This is a genomic window from Methanosarcina mangrovi (assembly GCF_052057765.1).
Lineage (GTDB): Archaea > Halobacteriota > Methanosarcinia > Methanosarcinales > Methanosarcinaceae > Methanosarcina.
This window is the reverse complement of the sequence record NZ_CP195120.1, coordinates 4,446,727-4,471,590: the sequence shown is the minus strand read 5'-3', so window position 1 is coordinate 4,471,590 and position 24,864 is coordinate 4,446,727. Positions and strand designations below refer to the sequence as shown.

Genomic DNA, 24,864 nt, shown 5'->3' with positions numbered 1-24,864 from the left:
AATGAAATCAAGAATCGTTTACGGGCCAATTCTTTCACGAAGGCTCGGAAGATCTCTCGGGGTCGATGTGATTAAAAACACCGGCTCGAAAAAGAACTGTAATTATGATTGCATTTACTGCCAGCTCGGGCACGTTGAGCTAAAACTCGGAAGTCCTGAAGATGTAAAAGAATCGGTGACTCCGAAAGAAGTTTCCGAAAGTTTCCGGAATTTCTATAAAGACATCGAGGGTCTGGACTATGTCACTTTCTCAGGGACATGCGAACCTTCCCTGAACCTTTCTCTGGGGGAGATGATCCGGGCTGTCAGGGAGGTAGGCGGAATCCCTGTCTGTGTAATCACGAATTCTTCCCTTGTTGGAAGAGAAGACGTCCGAAAGAATCTGGCTCAGGCGGACCTGGTTGTTGCAACTCTGGTTTCAGGAAATGAAAATACCTGGAAAGAGATCCACAGGCCCGCTCCCGGTATAGCCCTGAAGGAAATAATCGAGGGCTTACGGGAACTTGCAAAAGGAGGGGCCGGAAAAAAGCTTGCACTTGAGGTCATGTTTCTTGAGAGTGAGACAGGGAAGCCTCTGAACAGTACTGATGAAGAGGTCGAGGGCCTGGTAACAACAATCAGGTATATATGCCCTGACGAGATTGAAATTCTGACAATCAGTCGTCCCCCTGCAGAAAAATGGGTAAAACCGGTCTCTGAGGAAAGGTTAAGGGAAATTGCGAAGCGCTTTGTTTCGGAGTTTGGGGACGAAAAAGTGAGGCTTGTTTTAAAAGGAAAAAACAAGAGGTCAAGGGTTTTACACCGGGAACCGTATGAAGAGGTCTATGCCCTTCTCCTCAGGAGGCCCTGTACCTTCGAACAGATATGGCAGGGCCTGAACATGGACCCTGAAAGCCTTAGCCCTGTCCTTAAAAAATTGCTTGGTGGAAGCAAAATAGAGAAAATAGACTCGGAAACCGGGGAGTACTACAGAACAAAATAAATTACAGGTAAAGTGGGACAGGAAAAAAATGAATAAAAGGAAAATGAGATTGACTTTGGGGGAGGAGCTCGTAGCATCCGGAAGCGGAATTTTTATCCTCTTTTTTGCTCTAATTTTTGCTTTCTGATACTTTATTCCTCATCCTCCGGAGGGAGCCTCTTTGCCAGCTCAGCATCCAGTGCTGATAAGGCATCTTTGTTTTCCCCGACAACTTTCAGTTTATCAATTATCTCGTTGTCGTTTTCTTCCTCTTCTACCTGCTCTTCGACATACCACTGCAGGAAAGAAACAGTCTTTTCGTCTTTTTCCGAACTGGCAAGCTCTACCAGCTCATTGATTGAACGGGTAACGAACTTTTCATGTTGCAGGGTCTTCTGGAACATTTCCATCGGTGTCCCGAACTCCATGGGTGGCTCCTTGATTTCCTTTAACCTTGCCCTTCCCCCCTGCATGTTGACATAATCAAAGATCTTCATCCCGTGGATGGTCTCTTCTTTGACCTGTACTTTAAACCAGTGGGCAAATCCGGGCAGCCCGATAGACGAGCTGTGTGCCGCCATGGAAAGGTAAAGGTAAGACGAGTACAGTTCCTTGTTAATCTGTTCATTCAGCGCTTCTTCCATCTTTTCACTCAGCATTATTTCCCCTCACTTTGTTGAATCCCATCTGATTTTTTCCGCAAAATCCTGAATTTCACTGTTTTTTCCCGTGTACGACGAGTACCGGGATCTTTGCGTTCCTGACTACTTTTTCGGATACGCTTCCGAGTAGAAAGCGTTCGACTCCGCTTTTCCCGAGAGAACCAACGATAATCAGGTCCATCCCGTTCTTTTCTGCGAAATTGATAATTTCTTCTGCAGGATGCCCTTCAAGAAGGGCGGACTCTACCTGCAAGCCTGCGTTTTTTGCAGTTTTTTCCACGTAAGAAACAGCTTCTTCCCCCATTTCCCTGAACAGGACGTACATTGCTTCTTCCCACTCAGGGTCCTCAGGAACCGAAGAATAAACCGACCTGTCAACAACGTAGACGGCATAAATTTTTGCTCCGCTCAGGCGGGAGAGGTCAATTGCGGTATCTGCAGCTTTTCTGGCACTTTCAGAGCCGTCGGTTGCGACTAATATTTTTCTATAAAGTTCTCTCTCCATGATCCAGCCCCGAGAATTTTATCCCTTCTCCGAATATGCGTCCGTTCCTATTAATAATTCTCATCTGCCAATTTCCAGGGAAAGAAAGGTATGTCGATACAGGCAAAAAACATATACTCCTTGATACAATTAACAAAGAGGAGGATGAACTTTGGGAAAACAGAGGATCAAGCTAATCCGGATATTGTTTTTGATGTCTGTTATCTTCCTTTTTGCTTCAGGAAGCGGTTGCGTTCGGAGCTTTGAAGAGGAAAGCTACTACAGTATCAAAGATATGGACATCTCAGCAGACCGTGCCGGGACTTCTTTTGTAGACCTCAATGTTACCACGTACGTAGAAAAATATCAGGGGGATACGGAGAAAAATGCTTCTCTTCTTTTGAAAGTTTACAGCAGGGAAAGTGGGCTGCTTGAAACACAGGAAAAAATTGAATTAGGGAGGCTGGAAAAAGGGGAAACAAAAGCCGTAAGCCAAAGTCTGAGCCTGCCCAAGGCCGGAGGCTACAATATACGTTCGGTCCTTTTCGAAGAGGATACCCAGAGGGGCAGCGGAGAAATCAATGTCTACAACCTTGATTTTCTGCCTGCGGATGTGCAGGACATAGGGCTTGAAATTTCCGAAATGGATTTCAGGGTCAGGAAAGTGGAAGACGGAAAAGTCCTCATTGAAAGTGACATCTATCTGACAAATGAGGGCAAGAAAACCAGTCAGGACCTCCGTATGCTTGTCAAGGTCCGGGAACTGGACGCGGGGCTGCTTGCCGATAAGGTCTGGACCCGGACAGGAGAGACCAAGCCCGAAACAACAGTTATTCGGAGTGTTAACCTGACCATGCCTGACCAGTACAACTACGCTGTCGAAGTGCTGATCTGGAACAATGATACCATTGTCAGGCGCGGGGAAGATTATATCCAGCTTAACCCGAAAGTTGAGGTTAAAGATAAAACTTCCGCGGAAACAAAGAAGATTCAGACCAGCGAATTTGAAAACGTGGATGATTATGAAATGATCCCTGAAGAGAAATATGCCGGAGAAGAACAAGCTCCCGGTTTCAGCCTTTTCCTGGCAGCAGGCCTGCTTTGTTCGGCAGCAGTTCTAAGGAGGCGGTTTGGATGAGTGAAACAAAAGAGATCAGTTCAGAGACAAAAGGGGCAAAAACTTCAGATCTCGGGGATAACTTCAAAAAAGGAGTTTTTGTGATTGCCATGCTGCTTCTGCTTGTGGCAACCTTCCAGCTCTATTTTTCAATAGAGCGAGTAATCGAGATCTGGTTTGAGTATCAATATATCCCCATTTTCAGGGCTGTATACAATTTCATTGTCCTGCTTGCAAGCCTGTATGTTCTCAGGCTGTACATAGTACAGCGCTGAAATAAATGTGAATAATTGCCTGAAAAACTGGAAGCAGGTCTGAAATGTATGAAATATAGGAAAAGCATGATATCAAAAAGTTTGAAGAGCCGAAACCCTTGATTTGAGGAGACCTTAAGTATCAGGCCTCTTCAATAAGCTTTTTTACAGTTTCAAGCACAAGAACGGCGTCCTGTCTTTTTACGTCAACTTCGTTGTTAATGCAAAAATCAAGAAGCTGCTTTCTTTTTTCTTCCGGTATAAGCCCTTTTTTTGCCCCTTCCTTTGTAAGCCCGAGATAGCTCCGGTCAGGGTAGTAGGTGTTGATCGCAAGGCCCAGGAGGGCATCATGTTCTTTTTCGCTCACAAGCCCGGCAGCGAGAACGGCTTTAAGGGTTTCCCTTATGTTTACAAGGGGCACGGAAATGGGTTCGAAGGTGTCAGGGTTGGTGCTTACAGCCACCTCGTCATCGGACTCGATAACCCCGTCCCTGTACCACTCATAGACCTTCCCAACGCCTACCATGCCGTGTGTGTCCAGTTCCGAAGCCCTGAGGGCTCCCATGCTGGCTCCGCCCACAACCTTCACTCCTGCATTAAGGGCAGACATGATCTCTCTGTGCCCTACTGCAGCCCGGTCAAAGAAAACTCCGTCTATAATCCCTATGACCTTATACCCCTGCTGGACAAACTTTTCAAGCTGGAACCTGCGTATGGGGGGCTGGTAGTTTGCCCGGAGGATTTTTTTTGCCTCCTCATGGCTGATGCTGTTACCGGTAAAGATAACTGCTCTTGCTTTCATCTTCTTTTCCACGGCTTATCGTTTCTATCTCTTGAAAACTCTCTCTTCTTCCCGGCAGTAATTCTTTTTCCTTTCCGGTCGCGGTCTATCGTGAAGAGCTCAAAGCCCGGAATGATTACCCTGACTACAGGCACTGCGACTTCTTCTCTTGAGAGGTCTATGACAAGTACCTTTTCGGCGAGCCCCTTTAGCTGTTCGAGTATTACATCGATGTTTTCTGCCGGACTTTTTCCGGAGAGGTCCTTAACTTCGGAAAGGGAGATTTTTTCTCCTTCTTCGAACCAGAACCAGTTCAGGCGTTTCATGCGGTCGTATCCCACGCTTCGGATAAAGCCTTCCCGGTCCGTGTCTTCCCTTGCGCCCTGAATCTGGACTACCCTTGATTGTGCAGCTTCGGTTATTGCTCTTGCAATTGCGATCTCGGGTTTAAGGTGGGAACCTGCCCCCATGACCAGGAGAGCCGGGTCTTTTAATTTAACGTCGTCAGTTGCTGCAATTATTGTGGGGATACCGGTGTCAGTCGGGACAAGCCAGATTTTGAGGTCTATTCCGGAATCTTTGAACTTCCGGGCAAGCTCGTACAGGTAGCCGTCTTCTTCGGTCAGCACGATTTCTTTTCCAAGGTTCCGGGTAAACTGGGCCGTGCTTATTGCGTCCCTTTCTATAACCTCAAGCAGCCCGTGAAGGATTGCTTCCTCAAGCACGTTTCCGGATGCCAGCCCGTTGGTATTGCTCAGGAAAAGTTTCTGGCACTGCCCGGGGGCGTCATAGGGGTGGTAAACCGCATTTGCACTTACGAAGACCTCTTCTCCGTTCATCAAATCGTATGCTCCAACCCACTCTATAAGGGAGCCGGGATTAAAGGGCTGGGACAGGAGCAGGGAATTAGGGTCAAGCACACTGCAGTTTTCCTTTGCATTGACATAGGACTCCACAAGCGCCGGGGCAGAGATGCCACCTTCTATATTTGCGTTCACACCCGGCCTTTCTGCCAGGCAGCGCTCAAAACTCTCCATTATTGCCGAAATTCGGGCTCGCTGTTCGGTTGAGCCTTTGCCTGAGTAGATGCTGATCGCTCCCGGAGCGGCACTGGGGCGGATTGCCGAAAAGATCGGAATCCCGAGCCTGTCCAGGTTTGTGATGTCTGCAATTCGGGTGACACCTATCTTTTTTATCTGCTCTTTAGTGTTTTCAAGGGTTGTGGCTTCATCATACACTCGCTGAGTGCCTTCGAGGTATGAGAGTGACCTGTCAATTTTTATCTCGGGCATAGTTAGAAACCTTCTCATTTCCTGTTATATATTTTGTGATTTTTCGGGAATTTACGGCCCTTTTACATGGATTGTTACAATTACGGGGACTGTTACAATTACATGGGTTGTTACAATTACATGGGTTGTTACAATTACATGGGTTGTTACAATTACATGGGTTGTTACAATTACATGGGTTGTTACAATTACATGGGTTGTTACAATTACGGAGATTGTTACAATTTTCCTGTGCAGGACTTTCTGGCAGGTGAAATATTAAACGGAATACAATGAGATTCGGTCGAGTACAACAGAATACAAACAGAACAACGTTATATAATTGCGAGGTTCTATAAGTATGTAAGAAGGTTTATAAGGGGGTTTTGTCTGACAAATCTCAAACAATTGTTTCTGGAAGAAAATGTGGGCGGCTTTGATCTGGTACTCCGAACCCTGTTCGGGACACTTGGTATCACTGTTCTGGCAATGAATCTTATTAAAAGTTCTCCTCTGAAATGGATCGTTGCGCTGATAGCTTTTACAGGGCTCTACAGCTCAATCCTGAGACACTGCACTCCCTATGTTCTTCTCGGGATAAACACTGCGAAGAAAAAATAACAAAAAGAGTACGGAGAGTTCGATCCTCACCAGCAGTACATCGGAGAAAGCAATTATCTGATTCTTTTTCGGCAGATGTTTTATTTGAAAATGAAATTATTAAGCTCCGGCTGATTTTTTCTCCGGCCTTCGGCTGATTTTTTTTCCTCTTTTTCTTTAATCTCAGGGCGATATTCGGCAACGGCTATTTATTTCGTGAGTTACTGGATATATAAAGTGCCTCTCTTTTTCTGATTCAATCGCACGACGAATTTTTGTCACGTTACTTTATATATATGTTTGATAATATTTCCTGTATATATATTAACTAAAAGATGATAGAAAATGAAAGTGACAAGCAGTTGTGAAGTCAGATGCACACAGTGTAGAAAATGGTTCCGCTCACAAATTGTTCAATTTGAAGATGCAGAAACATTTCTGCACACGGTAATGTATAGAAATAAAGAAGTATGCCCCTACTGTGATACAATGGTTTCTCACGACAAAGAAATCATGAGATTCGTAGAAAAAGATAGTACGGGTAAAGTCATTAAAGAAACCAGATGCATATATAATTTCTAATCATTCTCTTAATCCATTTTCTTATCCTTAAAAATCAGGCAGTCACTTAATTGTTTGATCACTCCGGAGCCCGGAAGAAATCTTTCAATCCTCTCTTCCCGCACCTCACGGGGATGAGGCCGCATGGCAGCAAGAAAGATAGATGTTTTCCTTAACTCCGAAAAATACTTTTTCAATTCAGGCAAATACAAAGGCTTCCGCCAGCCTTCTATCGTTTTTTCTGCTCTTTTGATATCATTCTTACTTTCTGGCTCTCATTCTCTTTTCTCTTCTTCGTTGCGGGAAAGACCGCTCTTCTGCGTCTCTTTATTTTACCGTTGTTTTAAGTTATTCTGCTTGACCGAAGTTCCCGATTTTAACCTGCAAATTAGTCTGCTTGAGCGTAACTCACTACTATATCCCAAAATTGGCCCTCTTGAGCGAAGCGAAAAGGGCAGCGTACTGCAGAGCCGCAACTCTGCCGAAACAGACCTCGTGCTCCCGAGGCGAAATTCGGGCTGCAGAGCCGCAACTCTGCCGTCGCAACTCTGCTGTCCTAACCAGAGAAATCACTCATAATTATTTCTGTGCGATTCGGAATGAGTTAATAATTCATGGATAAAAAGGCAGTAAAAAAGATAAGAATCGAAGGAAAAGGTATGTTTATCCTTCACGAGGCTGTGCAATTTTGATATTTTTGTTTTCTTTTTTCATCCACTCGGAAAATGTAAGATGATATAACACGGAGATTATGAAAACCGGAATAGCAATACAAATTGCAAAAGGTACGAAATGGCCACAGAAGAAAATAAGAGATAGCAAAACCAGCAAAAATGAACTCATATAATAATTTTCCTGTTGTCGGACTACTACAAACAATTTTTTATTATGTATTTTAAGCTCGTTTTCCTCTCTAAATTTAACCGAACTCCCCATTTGTTTGAACTTGCGTTCCTTTGGCAGCACCAGCTGTGAAAACGGAATAATAAGTGCTATGCTGATAAAGAGCAAACATGCGAGAAGGGAATAAATTGAAACAATTTGTGCGTTGTCGAGTATGCCTATATTGAGTTTGCCGTATACGTTAGATAGTGTTAAAGTATAGAGCCCAAATATTACAAATATAAATTTTATTAGCGAAAAAAACCGATCCAGATTTTTATTATATGTTTCGAATAGTTCGCACTCAATTTCTTTCTGTTGATCCGACATGTTGCTGCCTCCTTAAAAATAAACGACAGTAACATATTTAAGTATTTTGAATAGAATTGAAATTTATATGGTCTCACCGGAATTAGCTTTTCGGTCTGCTCCTTGGTATGTAGCAGGTTATAAGGTAAAAATCAGTGATTAGAAGTTTATGGAAAAATAAAATATGTATAGCTTCTTGTTTTAATATCTCATACGCTGATTTTTTATATTTTGCTCTGTCTTATTAACTCTCTCATCTTTCTTTTTCCTTTCTAAGGTGGCCAGGTAAATTTATTAGGCGTGAACATATATGTTATAATATGTCGACGTTGCTTGGGGATTTTGGATCAACCAGTTACATTCCTGCGGATGTGGCTTTCTGGTCTACTGTCTTCATCGGGGCTGTTTGCTTCATTATGCTCTATTTTTTGATACACATTGTCCATCGGGGTATTAAGAGTAAACAAAGTTGCTGAAGTTTTCTTTTTTATGTTTTTATGTTTTCTTTTATCTTCTTTCATTCCATCTGATTTTTTAAATTAATTCAATGATTTCTCGATGCAGGACGTTTGATTCCATTATTTTCAAATATATTAAGAGTTATAATATCCCACATAAAATTAAAATCAGGGGGTATTTGGGTATATGCAGGCTGAAGAGAAGAGGATTGATACTGGAGGTTCTACAGTTAAGGTAAATAAGCCCTCTCCTCACGATACAAAATATGACTCCAGAATGGAAATTTCCAAAAATTCCCATGACTTGCACGAAGAAAACGGGCATAAGCCTGCTGGAAATATGCTGCATGAGGACCTTCCGGAAGTTCAAAGACATACAGGAGAGAAACCTCAAACCCACGATCAGCATGAAGGAATGCAACATGAGGGTCATGAAGCCGGAGGAAAAGGTCACGGCGATCACCATGCTCATATGCTTGCAGATTTTAGAAAAAGATTCATCGTTTCTTTTATACTGACCTTCCCGGTTTTACTGCTCTCTCCCATGATTCAGGGCTTTTTTGGCTTTGAATTTCGAGTCCCCGGTGCGGATATTATTACCTTTTTGCTTTCCTCTGTCGTTTATTTCTATGGTGGTTACCCGTTCCTCAAGGGGCTGAAAGACGAGCTTGCAGAGAAATCTCCGGGGATGATGACCCTTATAGCCGTTGCTATAAGTGTGGCTTATTTTTACAGCTCTGCCGTGGTCTTCGGGCTTCCCGGGGGAGTCTTCTTCTGGGAACTTGTGACCCTTATTGATGTAATGCTGCTCGGGCACTGGCTGGAGATGCGTTCGGTAATGGGGGCTTCAAGAGCCCTTGAAGAGCTGGTAAAAATCATGCCCTCGGTTGCTCACCTGAAGAAAAATGGCGAAACTGTTGATGTGGGGGTTGACCGGCTGAAAATAGGGGACAGGGTTCTGGTCAAACCCGGGGAAAAGATTCCTGTTGACGGGACTGTTATAGAAGGGTCTAGCAGCGTCAACGAATCAATGCTCACAGGGGAGTCAAAGCCTGTCTCAAAAAATCCGGGAAATGAAGTCATAGGCGGTTCGATTAACGGGGAAGCGGCTTTTGTCGTGGAGGTCAAAAAAACAGGCAAGGACACCTATCTCAATCAGGTTGTCGAACTCGTCAGAACAGCCCAGGAAAGCAAATCAAAAACTCAGGACCTGGCAAACAGAGCTGCAATGTATCTCACGATCATAGCCCTGACTGTGGGTGCACTCACATTCCTCCTCTGGATCTTCTTCGGGCATGAAGTTGTTTTTGCCCTGGAGAGGGCGGTTACCGTAATGGTTATCACCTGCCCGCACGCTCTCGGGCTTGCAATCCCGCTAGTAGTTGCAGTTTCAACTTCCCTGGCAGCAAAGTCCGGGCTTCTTATCAGGGACCGGCAGGCATTTGAAAAAGCTCGCAGCCTTGAAGCTGTAATCTTTGATAAAACAGGTACCCTCACCGAGGGCAGGTTTGGAGTAACCGATGTAGTTTCGCTCTCAGGGGAGGCCGATAAAATAAACGACAAAGAGATTCTCAGCCTTGCAGCTTCCCTTGAAGCAAGTTCGGAACACCCGATTGCAAGGGGGATCCTTGAGAGTGCCAGGGAAGAGGGGATAGAGCCTTTGCCGGTAGAAAAGTTCAGTTCCATCCCCGGAAAAGGAATTGAGGGCACAATCGAAGGCAAGAAATTCCTTGTAGTAAGCCCGGGCTACCTGGAAGAAAAAGGGATCGGCCTGAATGACAGGAAAATCGAATCCGAGAAAATTGAAGAAATTAAAGAGCAGGGAAAAACCGTTGTGTTTCTGCTTGAAGGAGAGAAGGTGCTTGGAGCCCTTGCCCTTGCCGACATTGTCCGGAAAGAGTCAAGGGAAGCAATCTCAAAGCTCAAAGGAATGGGCATAAAATGCCTGATGCTTACCGGGGACAACCGATATGTCGCTGCCTGGGTGTCCAGGGAACTGGAGCTTGACGACTACTTTGCTGAAGTTCTCCCTCACGAAAAGGCCGCAAAGGTCATTGAGGTTCAGAAGCAGTACGTTACAGGAATGGTCGGAGACGGGGTCAATGACGCTCCCGCCCTTGCCCAGGCTGATGTGGGAATTGCCATCGGGGCAGGTACGGACGTTGCAATCGAAACCGCTGATATCGTACTGGTAAAAAACGATCCCGGAGATGTGCTGTACATTATTGAGCTTTCCAGAAAGACTTACTCCAAGATGTACCAGAATTTGCTCTGGGCAACCGGGTATAACGTGTTTGCAATTCCACTTGCAGCGGGGGTACTCTACGGATACGGCATCTTACTGAGCCCTGCCATAGGGGCAGTTCTCATGAGCCTGAGTACCGTGATCGTAGCTATAAATGCAAGAGCTTTAAAGATGGGGTGATTTAATGTTCGGAATAATTCGTTTTTTGATGAAGATAATGGCTCTGGCAGCACTGGTTTCTGCAGGAGTCAAATTTATCTTAAAGCATGTACGGAGAAAACGAAAAAAATAATAAGCAGTGAACAGAAAGCCTGATTATTTTGGCTGGTTATTTTAACAGATAAACTCAGGTATGATTTAAAGGGGGTTAAAGCATCGCAGACAGGGAGAGCAAAAGCAATCCATTCCTGATTATACTGCTGGTTCTGATAGTCGCAGGGATAGCTGTCCTTATTTTTTCTTTCGGGACCATGTGGGGACTTTCTCGTACAGGGGACGGCTTCTATGGCCGGTATGGTATCTACCCGGAAAACAGGACTCCATATCCTGGTACCGGAATGTATCCGGGAAGAGGTATGTATCCGGGGGGTGGAATGTATCCGGGAGGATATCCTTCCTATAACATAAGTGATTTCGAGTCAAACGGGGAGTTAATCTACTACTCCGGGTTTAATGAAAGCGGTGAGCGTATTGAGACAGAGTACGGCCCTCACTGGCTGTACGTTCATGGGGGGAGCTGTGTTGACTGCCATCGGACAGACGGGAGAGGAGGCTATCCGGTAATGATGAGTCCCGTGATCCCTCCAGACATCAGGTATGAAAGTCTTGTTTCTGAAGAGCACGAAGAAGAGGAAGAACATCCTCCATACACGGACGAGACCATCAAAAGGGCAATCCTGGAGGGCATCGATCCAGCAGGCAAGCCTCTTGACCCTACCATGCCCAGATGGAATATGACCGATAAAGATGTAAATGACGTTGTTGAATACCTTAAAACACTTTGAGGGGGGAATCCCCTCTCCTTTTTCTCCGGATATTTTTAATGTGCTGTTCCTTAAATGTACCTGTTTCAGGCTTCCAAATAACTTTTTGCCAAATATCCGGGCCTTATCAGGAGATGCCTGAGCTCTTGAGAATTACCTGCCGAGTTCTTTGATTCTTTTAGGCTGCCTGATAAGGTAGTAAAGAAAAGCTCCTACAATGTATGTAAAAACAATTACTATTACCCATTTAAGGCGTGTATTCCCTTTATCTGTTTCTTTTCGCAGACAGTCAACAAGGGTCCAGGCCCAGAGAATAAAAGAAAGAAGAAAAATTAATCCGAATATAATGAGGATAAGGGAATTAAGTGGCATTTTACCGTTTCCTGTTTGGGTTTTTTATTAGTCCGGATTTTTAAGCTCTGTTTTTAAGCTCTGTTCTGTTTTTTAGTACAGCTCTATATACAGCCCTATACATTCCCTATATACGGCCCTGTTTACTTAAACAGTTTGTTTTTCACTTTTTTATCCGTCTTTCTTCGGCTTCAAGTTTTTTTCAATGTTTCAGCTCTTTCTCAAATCGCCTGAGCCTGAAATTGAGTAAAAATACGATATAAATCACCATTCCTGCAAGCAAAAAGGCTCTTCCTGCAAGTTGCTCATATAAAAGCCCGCCGAGAATAAGCCCGGTTATGCTTGCAAGCCCTCCGAAGCTGCTGGCAAACCCCTGTACGGTTCCCTGGTAGTTCCTCCCCGCAATCTTTGACAAAAGGGAGAGGAAAGAAGGCCACATAAGTCCGTCGCCCAGGGCGAAAAATCCCGTTGCAAGATAGGTTAGAAAAAGGTTTCCGGGGATAAGTAGCAGAAAATTTGTTCCGAGCATCAGGCTTCCGAATATTATAAGTGAAGCATCAGAATATTTATTTGAAAGTCTCGGTAGTATAGAACCCTGCACGATTATCAGAAGGGCGCTCAGAACAGTAAAGTAGACCCCCATTTTTGTGATGCCCCAGTCAAGAGCTGCGATTGCGTGCAGCGGAAAAGCGGTGTAGAAAATATTGAAACCAAGAAAGATGAGGAAGTAAAGGCCGAGCATATAAGGGATATCAGGAAGCTTTAAAACTTCCCTGAAGGAAGGCTTCCCCATTTTCTGCACGGTTCTGCATTCCTTTATCTCGTAGCCAAAGACTTTTCGTATCTTCTCAGCATCAGCAGGTCCTTCAAAAGGTCTCTCAAGAGATTCCTTAAGAGATCTCTCAAGAGAGCACTCTCTATTTTCAGGAACATAAAATATGATAAGCGCAGTGCCTATGAACGAAATTATCACTGCGCCGAGGACTGGAGCCACTTCTCCGTATTCCGTTACGCTCAAAAGCCCGGCAAGGGCAGGGCCCACTATGAACCCGAGGTTTGAGGAGACCGACATTTTTCCGAAATTTCGGTTCCGGTCTTTTTCTTCGGTAATGTCTGCCAGGTAAGCATTGGCTACGGATACGTTTCCTCCTGTAAGTCCGTCAAAAGCCCGGGCAAAGAAGAGCACTGCAAGGGGCAGGGTAAAGGTAAAAGCTCCCAGGACTTCGGAATCTACCTCAAAAAGGGTTACAATTGGGAGGAAAAGAGCTCCGAGAAAGATAAGCCATGAAAGGAGAGTCCCCACCTGGCTTAAGAGCAGGACCTTTTTACGCCCGTAGATGTCAGACCACCTGCCTAGAATAGGGGCGCCTATGAGCTGGAAAGCAGGATACATCGAACTTGCAAGCCCGTAAATGAAGGCATTGCCTCCAAGCCGGTTAACCAGAAATACAAGGAAAGGGAGAACAATGCTGAGTCCGAGTGTGCCTATGAAATTGACGGCAAGGAGAGGAAGAAGGGAAATCTTCTCTTCTGCTGGAGGGTCAGTCCCGTTTTCCTGCCCCATGCTTTCCGGATCTGTTTCCATATTCATGCCAGTTTTTCTGTTTTAAGGTTTTGTGCCAAAAAGAAGGTCCCGGAGCTACTTAACCCTTATTTCCCATGAATTTTTCAGGGCTGGATGCAGGAATAGATGTCCGAATTCAACCGGATATGGAATATTCGATACCTGAGCTCGATGTTATCCGCAACCCGGGAACATTTTTTGTTGCCTTCGTTATAGCAAAATTAAACGTACATGCGGCGCTAAATAAATAGAGAAAGTGGATAGAGAGCGTGAATAGAAAGGGTGAATAGAAAGAGTGAATAGAAAGAGTGAATAGAGAGGCATCATGACAAAAGCTGCAGCCAAAACAGGCGTGAGTCCGACAGCACTGGTTGCTATTGAACAATATTTTCCTGCGGAGCAACGCATCATCGAAGATGACCTGGCCTATCGAATACTTCCGTTAGGCCTGAGATCTCTTGTATGGCTGATGCGGTTTAATTCGTTCAGGTCCTGGATGATCCGGGTTACCAAGCATGACACTCCCGGTCTCTGGGGTGGTATGCTGTGTAGAAAAAGGTACATAGACGAGAAGCTGATCGAGTCGGCCAGTCAGGTTAACGCGGTCGTGAATCTGGGTGCGGGCTTTGACACACGGGCATACCGGTTACCAGCTCTATCTGACATGCCAGTCTGGGAGGTTGATCAGCCTGAAAACATTAAGTCCAAGCAGACCCGGCTGTGTAAGTTGTTCGGAGCAGTCCCGTCCCATGTCAGGCTTGTGCCGATAGATTTCGATCGAGAAGAACTGGGTCCCGTTCTTGCGTCTTATGGCTACTCCGAGGACATGCGGACATTTTTCATCTGGGAGGCTGTCACGCAGTATCTGACTGAAACCGGAATAAGAGCTACTTTTGATTTTCTGGCTAAAGCCGAGCAGGGCAGCCTTCTGGCTTTCACATATATTCGCAAAGACTTCCTCGATGGCCGGGCCATGTACGGCTGGGAGAATATCTACAAAAAGTACGTAAGGGATAAGATCTGGCTTTTCGGGATGGACCCGGAAGAGTGGCCGGATTTTCTAGAGGGGTATGGCTGGCAGATAGTCGAGCACATCGGTTACGAGGAGCTTGCTGAACGGTATATCAGTCCTACCGGCCGGGAACTTGCTTCTACGCCGGTCGAGCGTATAATCTATGCGGAGAAAGTGTAGTCAACTGCACGTGTTCGCCTAACTTTTTCTCACGCTAGGAGGCGGCCGGGCGCGGCTAAGCCGACAGGTTTTGAACAAATTGATGAGCAATCTTCGGGCGCGCCGGTAAAATTGAGCATCAAAATCTCAACAGCCTGATAACGTAAGATCAAAAATGTGAAAAAAAGAATCGCCTGCGGGCTGAAGCAGGCGGTTTTTACAGCCCGTGAGCTGCTTTAAGTTTTCAGCTCCTTCATATTTTGCTTTGCTTCTTCATTATTTCATTCTTGATTTTAGATCCTGCAAACCTCGCTCTTCCTGAGCCAATCGATATCGGACTGGTAAAGGAGCCTCAGGTCCTTAAGCCCCAGTTTCAGCATGGCTAGCCTGCTTACTCCGAGCCCCCAGGCAAGGACGGGTTCTTTGATCCCGAAAGGTTCCGTTACTTCTTTCCTGAAGACGCCTGCGCCTCCCAGTTCGACCCAGCCGAGGCCGTCCACGTAGACTTCCGGTTCCACACTCGGTTCGGTGTAGGGGAAATAGCCGGGGCGGAAGCGGACTTCTTCGAATCCCATCCTGTGGTAGAACTCTGCCAGGAGGCCGAGGAGGTCTGCAAAGGACATATCTTTGTCCATGACCACACCTTCAAGCTGCTCGAATTCGGGGGTATGGGTAGGGTCAATCGTTTCTCTGCGGTAAGCCCTGTCAATACAGAAGGCTTTTGCAGGCGGTTCGGGGTTGTCTGCAAGGTACTTTATGGTTACTGAAGTGGTATGGGTCCTGAGCACATTGCGCCCGGCAAGTTCCCGGTCCCAGATCCCGCCCCAGCCGCAGGAGTCAATGTCCCCTCCGCGCTCGTGCATTACCGCTACTTTCTCGAAATATTCCGCCGGGAGCTGGCAGATGCTGCCGAGATGGAAGGTGTCCTGCATATCTCTTGCCGGGTGGTCCTGAGGCTGGAAGAGGGCGTCGAAGTTCCAGAAAGAGCTCTGGATTATGCCGCCTTTGATTTCCGTGAAGCCCATTTCCAGGAAGATCTGGCGCATCTGTTCAATCAGGCGCCTGTAAGGGTGGATTTTTGTCCCGTAGAGGGGTTTCGGGGTGATGTCGAGCCTGTAAGGCCTGAACTTTTTCCCTTTCCAGGCTCCGCTCTTCAGCAGGTCAGGGGTGAGCTGGGCAATTTCTTCTTCAAGGACAATGCCTTCGGCAGCAAGAGCGCTTCCGGCCCCTGTTATGGAAACGGTCCTGAACTTTTCTTCGTGCTTTACGACAAGTTTGCGCTTGAGCAGGTCCTTTACAGTTCCTTCCTCGGCTGCAAGCTCTTCGAGAGTCTTTGGCTTGCCTGCGAAAGCCGCAAGTGTTTCTTCATCCTTGCCTGCAGGAGCTTTTCCCGAAGGTAACATAACTCCGTTTTCAACCTTGGCCCACCCTTTTTTTACGAGCCAGCCGGTTGCGATCCCCACGGTCTGAGGGGAAAAACGGCTCCTGAGTTCTTCAAGCGAGGTGGGAACTTTCAGGGCGTCAATTATCTGGCGCTCCGGAAGTCCGGTTTTCGTATATTCTTCTCCCTCCTTTGTAAGGGAGTAGCGTTCGAGCACTTTTTCGGAAACGGAAGCAAGTCCTTTTTCCTGGAGCATGAAGGCTGCCTGCATCGCCGCATCCACCTGCAACTCTGATTTCTCTTCCAGTTTATCGGGAGCTGCCGACCCCAGCTCCTCAAGGGCAAGCAAGACCTTTTTTTCGTTGATTGTGAGGTTATCCTGAGCACTCATACTGTAACCACGTCCTGATCTTCCTGAAATGATTGAGAATTTGATTGTTATAAGGGTCCGATCTTTTATCGGAATTTGATAAATCTGCTGATAATCCGATTTTGTAAGTTTATGAATAATTCAGTCTTTGTTAATTATGAATAGTTCAGTCCTTGTAGATAATTCTGTATTCGTCAAGATGTTCCCGTGCAAGTTCCCGCTTTTCCTGATGGTCTTTAAGGAATTCCTGCATTTTTTCGGCTGCAAGCTGCTTGCATGAGCCACACATCCTTGTTCCGGCGATACATTCTTGCTTGATTTCCAGCAGTTCTTCATCGCTGGCAATCAGGTGGAAAAGCATGAGTTCAAAGACAGAGCATTCCTCGGGCTTTCCTCCAAGTTTTTTCTGCTCTTCGAGGGTTACGCAGCCTCCGGTCTTTGCCCGCTTTACCTTTTTTGCCCCTTCCTTCGGGTCGTCCGTAAGGGCAATCTGGCTTTCAGGGATGCTGCTGGACATCTTTCCGCCCTGCAGTCCGCTCATGAAGCGGTGGTAGGTGGATGCAGGGGGGATGAAAGCATAGCCTCCGAACTCGACTGCGACTTCCCTGACAAGCTTTTCAAGCCCTGCAAGATCGAGATACTCGAGTACGTCAATGTGCTCTTCATAGAGTTTTACTCTTCCGGGAATACGTTTCTTGAGCTCCTGAAGCGCTTCTTTCTGGGCGGTTTTCCCCCTGACACTCAGGTATTTCCTGCCTGTCTTTACGTCTTCCCGCTCTTCTACCCTGAACATGTTCATCTTGCCTGCAAGCCCCCTTGTCAGGCGGAGGTGAGGGTCCTGGTCAGGACCTACAGGGACCACAACCGGCTTTGGTCCACTGAATTCTTCGAGCTGGGGCTGGAGAATATCTGCTGCCTGGGTTGCCACACTGAGCATATGGGAGAGGCTTGTTTCTCCCGAAAAGCCGTAGATTGCACCCAGTTCCGAGAAATTGACCTTGACTCCGAGTTCAAATGCCAGGTCTTTGACACTTCCGCAGCCCGATTGGAAGTAGATAAGGCCATTGGGTTTGAATCCGAGGGCAATGAGGCTTAATATATATTCCTCAACCCCGATCTCCCTGCATTTCTGCCAGGAAAAGCCGCGTACGGAAAAAGCCTCTCTGTCTGCAATCCCGACAAAGGCGGAAGCTCCCATTTCCTGGTGCCAGACGATCTGGTCCATGACCATCTTGTGCCCCAGGTGGACCTTTCCGGAAGGCATAAAGCCGTCCATGACCGAAAAAGGGGCACCTGTCCGCATGGCCTCTGCAATCTGTTCATAATCACGGTGCCCGAAGATAACTTTTCTCCGCATGTACATATGCGGGGAAGGGATTTCCGGAAGTACGTTTTCAAAAGGAGAAATCCCGAATTCTTCGAATAACTTTGAATAGTCAGTAATGTCGCTTGAACTCCACGGGTCAAGTTTGGTATCCATAAAATCCCCTCATAAGCTGCCTTTTCCGGAAAATTGCCGCAGGCAGCTTTTTCTTGCCACATAAATAAGGGTAACGTAAATAAGGGTGTAAACTCCGTTTCGGCAAATTGCTCTTTAAAAATACCTGCTCATATGTAAATGTTTATCTTCTGGCGTTAAATTTCAGAAATTAACTTCAGAAATCAACATTACTTTGTACTTCTTTTCTTAAAGTTATTTGGAGGAAATTTCTCTCAAAAACTGAGCTGTAAGGTATAAAGGTTTTAGGGGCAGTCCACGTTTTTACTGTCAATAATTTTGCTTTTTGAATACATAGCCAAAACAATTTAGGCTACCTTTCTGACTATGTATCTCTGTAAGATCATCTTTGCCTTACGTGGGCGATCAAAAATCAAACCTCTCTGTTATCAATGGAAACATGATCGACAGGGATTTTCCCTCCGGATTTTTCCCTCAGCGCCCGGATTCTGTTTTCTCTCAGTATCTTCGGTTCATTTCTTGAGCGAAAAGATTTCAACTAATTTCAACTATATCGATGTGGCTTTGATCCTATCCGAAATATCTTCTCCGGGGACGAGTCCGGAAGGATAGATTACGAATCCGAGGTTATCTCGGCTTATCCTGACCTGAAGTATATGTATGAAATAGACAGGGAGTTCCTGGCAGGGCCTGAAATGGGAATTATCTGAGATTATTTTTCACAAATCTCTTCGAAAGGATAGGGCAGTTTTGCCTCTTCGGGGATCCTGTCGACGAGATCCATAAATTCGGGGTCGTGCATGGGGCTCACGCTCTTTTGCCGCTGGAAATACGGATAGCTCCTGATCCTCTGCCAGATCTCTTTTAAAGATACTTCTTTTACATTTCCGAACCTGAAAGGAGGGTAAGGGCTCGGTTTTACATCGCCGTCTGCGGTTACATGCATCCAGCGCCTGCCTGCCATTGCTCCCAGCATCTGGCCTTCAAAATAGGTGTTTGAAAACATCCGGGGGCCTTCAGGGGCTGAGTTTACCCTCCGGTACATCTCAAGAATTATCTTTCTATCCCGGTCCGTAATCACAGGTTCGCCTCTATTTTTCGGCATTGATTCCCAGACCGAAAACTCATGTACCCCGAGTTCCGTTGCAAGGGCATAGAGGGCAGGAAGTTCCTTCATGTTTGAGGGAGAGGCATGAGTTGTCATTACGACCAGAAGCCCGGCTTCAAGAGCCAGTTTTATGGCAGAGATGGCCCTTTCATATGCTCCTGCAGAGTTTCGGACCGCATCGTGTTTTTCGGGATCGGTAGAATATACGCCGACCATGAGGGAATGAATCCCGGCTTCTTTCAGTTTAAGGGCGGTTTCTTTTGAAAAATCCGTGCCCCAGGTGGAACAGTTAACTATGGCCCGGGTTTTGTCCACATATTCGATAAGCTCAAAGACATCATCCCGCAGCAGAGGGTCATTTTCGGTAAAATTGATTATGAGGGTGCCAAGTTCCAGGGCTTCGTCTATCAATCTTTTAATTGTACCCGTATCAAGTTCGTCAGCAGCAGTTCCCGGCGGGTACCTTGCACTGTTCTGGTGGGTGATCTCGATTGAGACGGTTTCGGGCACGTATTTTCCCATAGCTATCTGGATTTCTGCAAAAATGAGGCGCTTGAAAACGGGGCTCGGGATGGGAGGCAGCCAGGCGGATGGAATAACCCTGTCCTCCTGCACAAGAGCCGGTTTTTCCTCCTGCAGTCGTGAATTCATCTTCTTCAGTATAGGGCTGCAGGCAGTTTTCAAAGTCCCGCTTGTTATAAGTTTCAGGGCCTGTCCTTCCTGCCGTTGAAGGTTCACAGACAGCCCTGGCATGGAAAAAAGTTCTATAGTTCCGCCTCTTGCTGGAGAGTCCGTCACATTCTTTTTTTCAGGAGTCATTTTTCCTCACGGGTCATTTTCTTACGAGTTCCTGATTTAACTGTCTAATATTTAAATCCGTCTCTGGTTTAAACCACTCATCAAATCACTATTTTTCCCGGGATAAACGTAGCTGTTCTATTTGAAAAATAACTTTAAACCAGCCTCAGAGGGCCGTAAACTCTTTAAAAACAGGCAATGCTTGAATATAATACTGAACACAAAGCTATGTTGAATATCGAACACTAAGTAACGTTGAACATCGAACACTAAGTAACGTTGAATATATCATACTTGAAAATGTATCATTCTTGAAAATGTATCATACTTGAAAATGTATCATACTTGAAAATGTATCATACTTGAAAATGAGGACTTGGGCTGTCCGGACGCGAGGGCTGAATTAATTCTTAGTCGGTCTGGACTGCCTATTTAAAAATTTAAAAAAGCTTAAACCTCATGCCCTTTCCGAGAAGGCGAGGTTTCCGCTGATTTTCTTTATCTTTACTTTTACCACGTCGCCCTTTGCGGCTCCGGGCACGAAGACTGTGTACTTATCTATTTTTGCTATCCCGTCACCTTTGGACCCAACGGCATCTATCCGGAGTTCGTAGGTTCCGCCTTCTTCGATAGCATCCCTGACAACCACGTTGCTTACCTTTCTCTTTTTGACAGGTCTGTGAGCTCCGCAGGCGGAACATTTCAGGACAAGCACCCTGTCCACCCTGACAAGCTGGGTATCCGGGCGTTCGCATTCCGAACACATAACGTATTCATCAACATATGCCTGAATATTATCTGCAATCTGAGCTCTCGTAAACCTGCCCTGGAAGACTGCACGTGTGCCTTCTATCTTCCCTGCAGTCCCCAGTTCCCTGGTGAGATATTTCATCAGGTGGTCAGGGTCCCGGTTAAGGGTGTCTGCAATATTTCCGAAGTTATCCAGAATTGTGGTTTTACCTTCGGAAAAGAGTTTGGGTTCAGGGATTACGAATCGAGCATCAGTAGTCTCTGTGTCCGGCATCTTTGCCATTGCACGGTTCAAAAGCTCTTCGTAATCATACATTCTTTAGACTCCCTTGTAATTTTATGGCTTCTTCCTGGTTACTGTACCAGTTCTGCGCCTTCATCGATAACGATTCTGCAGGGGGTGGGCAGCTTCTGTCCGGCGTGCCAGAGAGCTTCCTTTGCAGCCTTGAAGTTCTGCTTCTCAACGGCTACTGTGAAGATCTTCTGCATTGCGTTTACCCTTGCTGCGGTACCGACGTTCTTTCCAAAAGCCCTGCGCATACCACTGGACACACGGTCTGCTCCGGCGCCTGTTGCCTGCTTGTTTTCCCTGATTACTTCGTGGGGGTAAACACGGAGCTTCATGTAAAAGCCCATTTTTCCTGTGTCCGAAACAAGGTGCCTGTTTGCTGTGATACGGGCTGCTTCAAGCGCAGTGTGCCTGATCTGGCATTTTTCCTCTACGATCAGGGAAATTTTTACAGGGAAACTTGTGTTTGCTTTGTCTCCCATATCATAGTGAATAACCTGGCTTCCGGGAACACCGCCCATGTATTTTCTTCTGGTAAATGAGCGCTGTCTCACGTTTCTATACATACTTCCTGGCTTTCGTACCATTAGTTTGATTCTCCTGAAAATGATGATTTTGATAAAATTTTGAGTGGAACCTTTTTCCACTTATAACCCATTTATAAGCGTTTGCTTCAAGTTTACGAAAAAACTGTCTGGCAAACCGTTGAGTATGGAGATATGTGCATATAGAGATACCTGCCTGTATTTACATTTATCTGTAAATCCGCCCTCGCGGGTTCTGGCAGGACACTTCCGTGCCCCCGGGTTCTCCGATAGGGAATTTCGTATCTGAAACTCCACAGTTCCTGAAATTTTATATATCCCGGGCTTAGGTGACTTACTCCCTACTACTTAGTGGTTTATAAGTTTTATTGATGGTTCCGGATATTTCTCAAAAAATCCTGCAAGAAGCCCGAAGCAGCCTGAAAGCATCATGTTCCCGAAAGGTGCGGCAAAATGCAATTTTTTCGAAATTTCCTGCCTGACTTCCGAGTCCGGGAGCTTTTCAAGTATTTCCCTTTTCGGGCCGGTAACCATTATCGAGCGCACCTGATCGAATCCGAAGGCTTCCTTTATATAAGCCCCGTGCCCTCCGTCGTCAAAGACTTCCTCAAAACCAAGGGTCCCTTCGGCAAGCCGGATAATGTAGTCCTGAAGTTTTTCCGGGTCTATGCTGGAACTGTGGTGTTCAAAAATGGCTGTGATCCTGTTTTCATTCACAAGTGCCCCAAGCGTATGTCCGTTTCCTATATTGACCACGATGGCAGGCTGGACAGCTGCAGGGTCGGTAAGAGCCCCGAATACGGCGGCGGGTCCCGTATCCATGAAAACTGCCCGCGTCTTGAGGACGGTCGTGGATTTAAGAAGGGAATCCGCCTGGGCTTTCATGCGAGTAAAAGCCTGCGGGATTTCTTCGGGCAGGAACACAAAATTTTCGAGCTTTCCCCCCTTCTCAATAAGTTCTTTTAGAAGTTCGAACCTGTAGACCCTGTTGCTCTTGTCCGGAGCGTTTCCGTGGTCCTGCACCGCAACTGCATAATTTTCCGGCATCCTTACCTCAAAATTTGAGAGTGCGCAGGAGACGGCGCAGGGATCAAAGTCCTGCATAACAACTTCCAGCGCCTCCCCCGATCCTGCAAGTTTCTTTGCGTCTTCCGTTGAGACGATCCGGACCCCAAAAGCTTTCACTCGCTCAAGGTTGTCATGAATGGTCAGAGCAGCATCCTCGGTGGCATATACAGGAAGCCCTGCTTTTAAGTGAGCGCGGACAGCCCATGCCGAGGGCCCTCCTCCCATTATGGTTCCGGTAAGTACAAGCGCCTTTCCTGCTTTTGTTACTCTCCGCACCCTTTCCGTAGTAACCTGTGTGGGGGCGGGCATGACCATTATCAGGCTGTTTTCAACCTCTTTTGCCGAGTCAAAGAGCAGGATATCCTGCGTACCTGTACCTATATCCGCTGCTAGTATATGCATAACCTGAGCATTGGGCTGATAAGTTATTAAAATATAGGCAAACGGAGGTCAACAGGGAACTGAATCTTAAAAAATGGAGATAACCGAATTTTTCCCTCTACTGCAATCAGTCATCTCGATCTTATTTTGTTCAGGCACTATTGTCAGATCTGCGCTCTTTCATCTGCTCTTGCAATACTATCTTTGCTAATATCGCTGCTAATATCGCTTGTCGAACTGTGAACCTCGTAAACATACCGTTGTCCCCTCATTGCTGACAGTACCGCAGCTATACCTGAAAGTACAGCCCCGATTATGAATGGTATCCTCAGCGCCGGCATGAATGCTTCCTGAAGTGTCTGCGGGAACCAGTAATTATCCGTCAGTGTGGTAACGATCTGTTGCGGTATCGCATTTACTATGCCAGGGCCCATTGAACTCAGAATTGAATCCATCGGGTTGTAGCCCAGGAAGGCGGAGAACAGGGCATTTGTCGGGGACATGCTGGCAAGCTGGTCTGCCAGTTCCTGCATGGTAGGAGTTATTTGGGATCCAAGGCTGGCGAATGAGCTGTAGATGGCTTCCGGAAAAGCTCCCTGAATCCCAACTATTACGATTGTAAAGAACACAGCCATACTCAGCGTCGATGCCGAATTCATTAACGTCGACATCATTCCTGACGCAACGCCCCGGTCCTGCGGAGGTACCGAGTTCATTATCGAGGAAGTGTTCGGTGAGCTGAACATTCCGCTGCCTATGCCCATCAGGAAAATAAGGACGCCAAGTTCCCAGTAGTCGAAATTATAAGGAAGCATTGCAAGTCCGACGAAGACCAGAGCGACAAGAGTCATGCCCGCAGTTGCTATCCATCTTGGACCGTATTTATCGGAAAGTATCCCTGAAATAGGCCCCATGATAATGAACCCGAGGGTCATGGGAAGCATATAGATACCGGCCCAGAAAGGCGTATCTTCAAAGCGGTAACCATGAAGCGGGAGCCAGATACCTTGCAGCAGCAGGATAAGCATGAACATGATACCGCCACGTGCAATAGCTGCCGTAAAACTGGCAAGATTTGCATAGGTAAAAGCCCGAATCTTAAAGAATTCCAGTCTGAACATGGGATTCTTTACCCTGCTCTCTACAAATGGGAAAGCGATCAGGAGCAGTACGCCGATCCCAACCGTAGCGATCACCAGAGGATTGCTCCAGCCCATTGCGTCTGTAATGCCGTTGTGTTCGTAAGGCATCAGGCCATAGGTTACGCCGACAAGTAGAGAGGTCAGCCCTCCGATAAAAAACAAGTTTCCTGCAATATCGATACTTGTCTTTGGAGCCCTGAAAGAAACTTCTTTCATCTTCCTGTAGGACAATATCGTTCCCAGGAGAGCAAAGGGAATATTGACCAGGAATACATAACGCCAGTTGTATGTCGCCAGTATTCCGCCCAGTAGCAGCCCGATAAACTGGCCGGACATAAGTGCAACCATATTGATTCCGAGAGCTTTTCCACGCTCACCGGCAGGAAATACGTCGGTAATTATCGCTGCACCATTTGCCATGGTAAAGGCCCCGCCTACGGCTTGAACGAGCCTGAAAATTATTAGCTCCAGTGCACCGGCGTTGCCTGTGTCCGGGGTCAGGTAAAGCAGGACCGAGCCGATGGTAAAGATCAAAAAACCCAGCCTGAAAAGCTTAACTCGACCGTACATGTCAGCCAGCCTTCCTATACTGAGGAGTATTGTCGCAGTGACCAGACCATAACCCATAAGGATCCATAGAAGGTACTGGAATGCATCCGGCTCCATGGGGTTGAGCTTGATTCCATTGAATATGGCGGGCAATGAGATCAGAATTATACTGCTGTTAATTGTGCCCATCAGTGATGACAGTGTGATATTGAACAGTGCAGTCCACTTGTATCCGATGCCCTGTTTTTGTATCTCCGTATTCTTTTTATCCGTTACATTACTGTTTTTACTCAAACTATTACCTCATTTTTACTGCCGGCCAGTGAACTGGCAGGATCTGCGGCGGCAAGGATAGATGTGTTTCGATCGC

General features: G+C 46.4%; 24 protein-coding genes. 9 read left to right on the top strand and 15 right to left on the bottom strand.

Annotated features, from left to right (window positions below):
• Nucleotide 1: 1 nt before the first annotated feature.
• Complete coding sequence (locus ACSAZL_RS19730; RefSeq protein ID WP_440946272.1) at nucleotides 2–982, top strand: radical SAM protein; 981 nt, start codon at nucleotides 2–4, stop codon at nucleotides 980–982.
• Between the two features lie 131 nt (nucleotides 983–1,113).
• Here ACSAZL_RS19730 and ACSAZL_RS19725 read toward each other — a convergent pair whose 3' ends face one another.
• Entirely contained in the window at nucleotides 1,114–1,620 is a 507-nt protein-coding gene (locus ACSAZL_RS19725; RefSeq protein ID WP_440946271.1) for a ferritin, read from the bottom strand.
• A 55-nt stretch (nucleotides 1,621–1,675) separates the two neighbouring features.
• Nucleotides 1,676–2,128, bottom strand: coding sequence for a universal stress protein (locus ACSAZL_RS19720; protein ID WP_440946270.1), 453 nt, complete (start codon nucleotides 2,126–2,128; stop codon nucleotides 1,676–1,678).
• A gap of 151 nt (nucleotides 2,129–2,279) precedes the next feature.
• Between ACSAZL_RS19720 and ACSAZL_RS19715 the strand changes: the two genes are divergently transcribed.
• Both ACSAZL_RS19715 and ACSAZL_RS19710 read left to right on the top strand, forming a co-directional pair.
• Nucleotides 2,280–3,245 (top strand): DUF7490 domain-containing protein, encoded by a 966-nt coding sequence (locus tag ACSAZL_RS19715; RefSeq protein ID WP_440946269.1) that lies wholly within the window; start codon nucleotides 2,280–2,282, stop codon nucleotides 3,243–3,245.
• Nucleotides 3,242–3,499, top strand: coding sequence for a hypothetical protein (locus tag ACSAZL_RS19710; RefSeq protein WP_440946268.1), 258 nt, complete (start codon nucleotides 3,242–3,244; stop codon nucleotides 3,497–3,499). Before ACSAZL_RS19715 ends, ACSAZL_RS19710 begins: the two co-directional genes overlap by 4 nt.
• Nucleotides 3,500–3,620: 121 nt before the next feature.
• Here the strand turns inward: ACSAZL_RS19710 and ACSAZL_RS19705 are convergent, their stop codons facing one another.
• Both ACSAZL_RS19705 and ACSAZL_RS19700 read right to left on the bottom strand, forming a co-directional pair.
• Nucleotides 3,621–4,280 carry a TfuA-related McrA-glycine thioamidation protein gene (locus ACSAZL_RS19705; RefSeq protein ID WP_440946267.1) on the bottom strand — a complete coding sequence of 220 codons (660 nt, stop codon included), beginning with the start codon at nucleotides 4,278–4,280 and terminating at the stop codon, nucleotides 3,621–3,623.
• Nucleotides 4,277–5,551, bottom strand: a complete 1,275-nt coding sequence (locus tag ACSAZL_RS19700) for a YcaO-related McrA-glycine thioamidation protein (protein ID WP_440946266.1) — start codon at nucleotides 5,549–5,551, stop codon at nucleotides 4,277–4,279. Before ACSAZL_RS19700 ends, ACSAZL_RS19705 begins: the two co-directional genes overlap by 4 nt.
• A gap of 387 nt (nucleotides 5,552–5,938) precedes the next feature.
• On the opposite strand from ACSAZL_RS19700, the gene ACSAZL_RS19695 reads away from it, so the two are divergent.
• The gene (locus ACSAZL_RS19695) at nucleotides 5,939–6,151 is read left to right on the top strand and encodes a YgaP family membrane protein (RefSeq protein ID WP_440946265.1); all 213 of its coding nucleotides are present in this window, start codon (nucleotides 5,939–5,941) and stop codon (nucleotides 6,149–6,151) included.
• Between the two features lie 897 nt (nucleotides 6,152–7,048).
• Nucleotides 7,049–7,270 carry a hypothetical protein gene (locus tag ACSAZL_RS19690; protein WP_440946264.1) on the top strand — a complete coding sequence of 74 codons (222 nt, stop codon included), beginning with the start codon at nucleotides 7,049–7,051 and terminating at the stop codon, nucleotides 7,268–7,270.
• 84 nt (nucleotides 7,271–7,354) lie between these two features.
• On the opposite strand, the gene ACSAZL_RS19685 is transcribed toward ACSAZL_RS19690, so the two are convergent.
• Together ACSAZL_RS19685 and ACSAZL_RS19680 are read right to left on the bottom strand one after the other, a co-directional pair.
• Entirely contained in the window at nucleotides 7,355–7,903 is a 549-nt protein-coding gene (locus ACSAZL_RS19685) for a hypothetical protein (RefSeq protein ID WP_440946263.1), read from the bottom strand.
• 326 nt (nucleotides 7,904–8,229) lie between these two features.
• Nucleotides 8,230–8,403 (bottom strand): hypothetical protein, encoded by a 174-nt coding sequence (locus tag ACSAZL_RS19680; RefSeq protein ID WP_440946262.1) that lies wholly within the window; start codon nucleotides 8,401–8,403, stop codon nucleotides 8,230–8,232.
• Nucleotides 8,404–8,527: 124 nt separating this feature from the next.
• Here ACSAZL_RS19680 and ACSAZL_RS19675 point away from each other — a divergent pair, with 124 nt between their 5' ends.
• On the top strand, nucleotides 8,528–10,765 hold the full coding sequence (locus tag ACSAZL_RS19675; RefSeq protein ID WP_440946261.1) for a heavy metal translocating P-type ATPase: 2,238 nt from the start codon (nucleotides 8,528–8,530) through the stop codon (nucleotides 10,763–10,765).
• Nucleotides 10,766–11,055: 290 nt separating this feature from the next.
• Nucleotides 11,056–11,589, top strand: coding sequence for a c-type cytochrome (locus ACSAZL_RS19670; protein ID WP_440946260.1), 534 nt, complete (start codon nucleotides 11,056–11,058; stop codon nucleotides 11,587–11,589).
• A gap of 132 nt (nucleotides 11,590–11,721) precedes the next feature.
• Here the strand turns inward: ACSAZL_RS19670 and ACSAZL_RS19665 are convergent, their stop codons facing one another.
• Together ACSAZL_RS19665 and ACSAZL_RS19660 are read right to left on the bottom strand one after the other, a co-directional pair.
• Nucleotides 11,722–11,940: a PLDc N-terminal domain-containing protein gene (locus ACSAZL_RS19665; RefSeq protein WP_440946259.1), complete on the bottom strand. Its 219-nt coding sequence runs from the start codon at nucleotides 11,938–11,940 to the stop codon at nucleotides 11,722–11,724.
• Nucleotides 11,941–12,121: 181 nt separating this feature from the next.
• Nucleotides 12,122–13,504 carry an MFS transporter gene (locus ACSAZL_RS19660; RefSeq protein WP_440948910.1) on the bottom strand — a complete coding sequence of 461 codons (1,383 nt, stop codon included), beginning with the start codon at nucleotides 13,502–13,504 and terminating at the stop codon, nucleotides 12,122–12,124.
• A gap of 74 nt (nucleotides 13,505–13,578) precedes the next feature.
• Here ACSAZL_RS19660 and ACSAZL_RS19655 point away from each other — a divergent pair, with 74 nt between their 5' ends.
• Both ACSAZL_RS19655 and ACSAZL_RS19650 read left to right on the top strand, forming a co-directional pair.
• Nucleotides 13,579–13,734 (top strand): hypothetical protein, encoded by a 156-nt coding sequence (locus tag ACSAZL_RS19655; RefSeq protein ID WP_440946258.1) that lies wholly within the window; start codon nucleotides 13,579–13,581, stop codon nucleotides 13,732–13,734.
• Between the two features lie 74 nt (nucleotides 13,735–13,808).
• The gene (locus tag ACSAZL_RS19650) at nucleotides 13,809–14,675 is read left to right on the top strand and encodes a class I SAM-dependent methyltransferase (protein WP_440946257.1); all 867 of its coding nucleotides are present in this window, start codon (nucleotides 13,809–13,811) and stop codon (nucleotides 14,673–14,675) included.
• A gap of 272 nt (nucleotides 14,676–14,947) precedes the next feature.
• Here ACSAZL_RS19650 and pheS read toward each other — a convergent pair whose 3' ends face one another.
• The 7 genes from pheS to ACSAZL_RS19615 all read right to left on the bottom strand — a co-directional run bounded on the left by pheS (nucleotide 14,948) and on the right by ACSAZL_RS19615 (nucleotide 24,788).
• Nucleotides 14,948–16,426: a phenylalanine--tRNA ligase subunit alpha gene (gene pheS / locus ACSAZL_RS19645; protein WP_440946256.1), complete on the bottom strand. Its 1,479-nt coding sequence runs from the start codon at nucleotides 16,424–16,426 to the stop codon at nucleotides 14,948–14,950.
• 145 nt (nucleotides 16,427–16,571) lie between these two features.
• Entirely contained in the window at nucleotides 16,572–17,885 is a 1,314-nt protein-coding gene (locus tag ACSAZL_RS19640) for a tryptophan--tRNA ligase (RefSeq protein ID WP_440946255.1), read from the bottom strand.
• A 691-nt stretch (nucleotides 17,886–18,576) separates the two neighbouring features.
• The gene (locus ACSAZL_RS19635) at nucleotides 18,577–19,791 is read right to left on the bottom strand and encodes a radical SAM protein (RefSeq protein WP_440946254.1); all 1,215 of its coding nucleotides are present in this window, start codon (nucleotides 19,789–19,791) and stop codon (nucleotides 18,577–18,579) included.
• Between the two features lie 436 nt (nucleotides 19,792–20,227).
• Nucleotides 20,228–20,836: a translation initiation factor IF-2 subunit beta gene (locus tag ACSAZL_RS19630; RefSeq protein ID WP_440946253.1), complete on the bottom strand. Its 609-nt coding sequence runs from the start codon at nucleotides 20,834–20,836 to the stop codon at nucleotides 20,228–20,230.
• A gap of 38 nt (nucleotides 20,837–20,874) precedes the next feature.
• Nucleotides 20,875–21,396: a 50S ribosomal protein L16 gene (locus ACSAZL_RS19625; RefSeq protein ID WP_440946252.1), complete on the bottom strand. Its 522-nt coding sequence runs from the start codon at nucleotides 21,394–21,396 to the stop codon at nucleotides 20,875–20,877.
• A gap of 306 nt (nucleotides 21,397–21,702) precedes the next feature.
• Nucleotides 21,703–22,824 carry a DUF1786 domain-containing protein gene (locus tag ACSAZL_RS19620; protein WP_440946251.1) on the bottom strand — a complete coding sequence of 374 codons (1,122 nt, stop codon included), beginning with the start codon at nucleotides 22,822–22,824 and terminating at the stop codon, nucleotides 21,703–21,705.
• Nucleotides 22,825–22,967: 143 nt separating this feature from the next.
• Nucleotides 22,968–24,788 carry an MFS transporter gene (locus ACSAZL_RS19615; RefSeq protein WP_440946250.1) on the bottom strand — a complete coding sequence of 607 codons (1,821 nt, stop codon included), beginning with the start codon at nucleotides 24,786–24,788 and terminating at the stop codon, nucleotides 22,968–22,970.
• Between the last annotated feature and the right edge of the window lie 76 nt (nucleotides 24,789–24,864).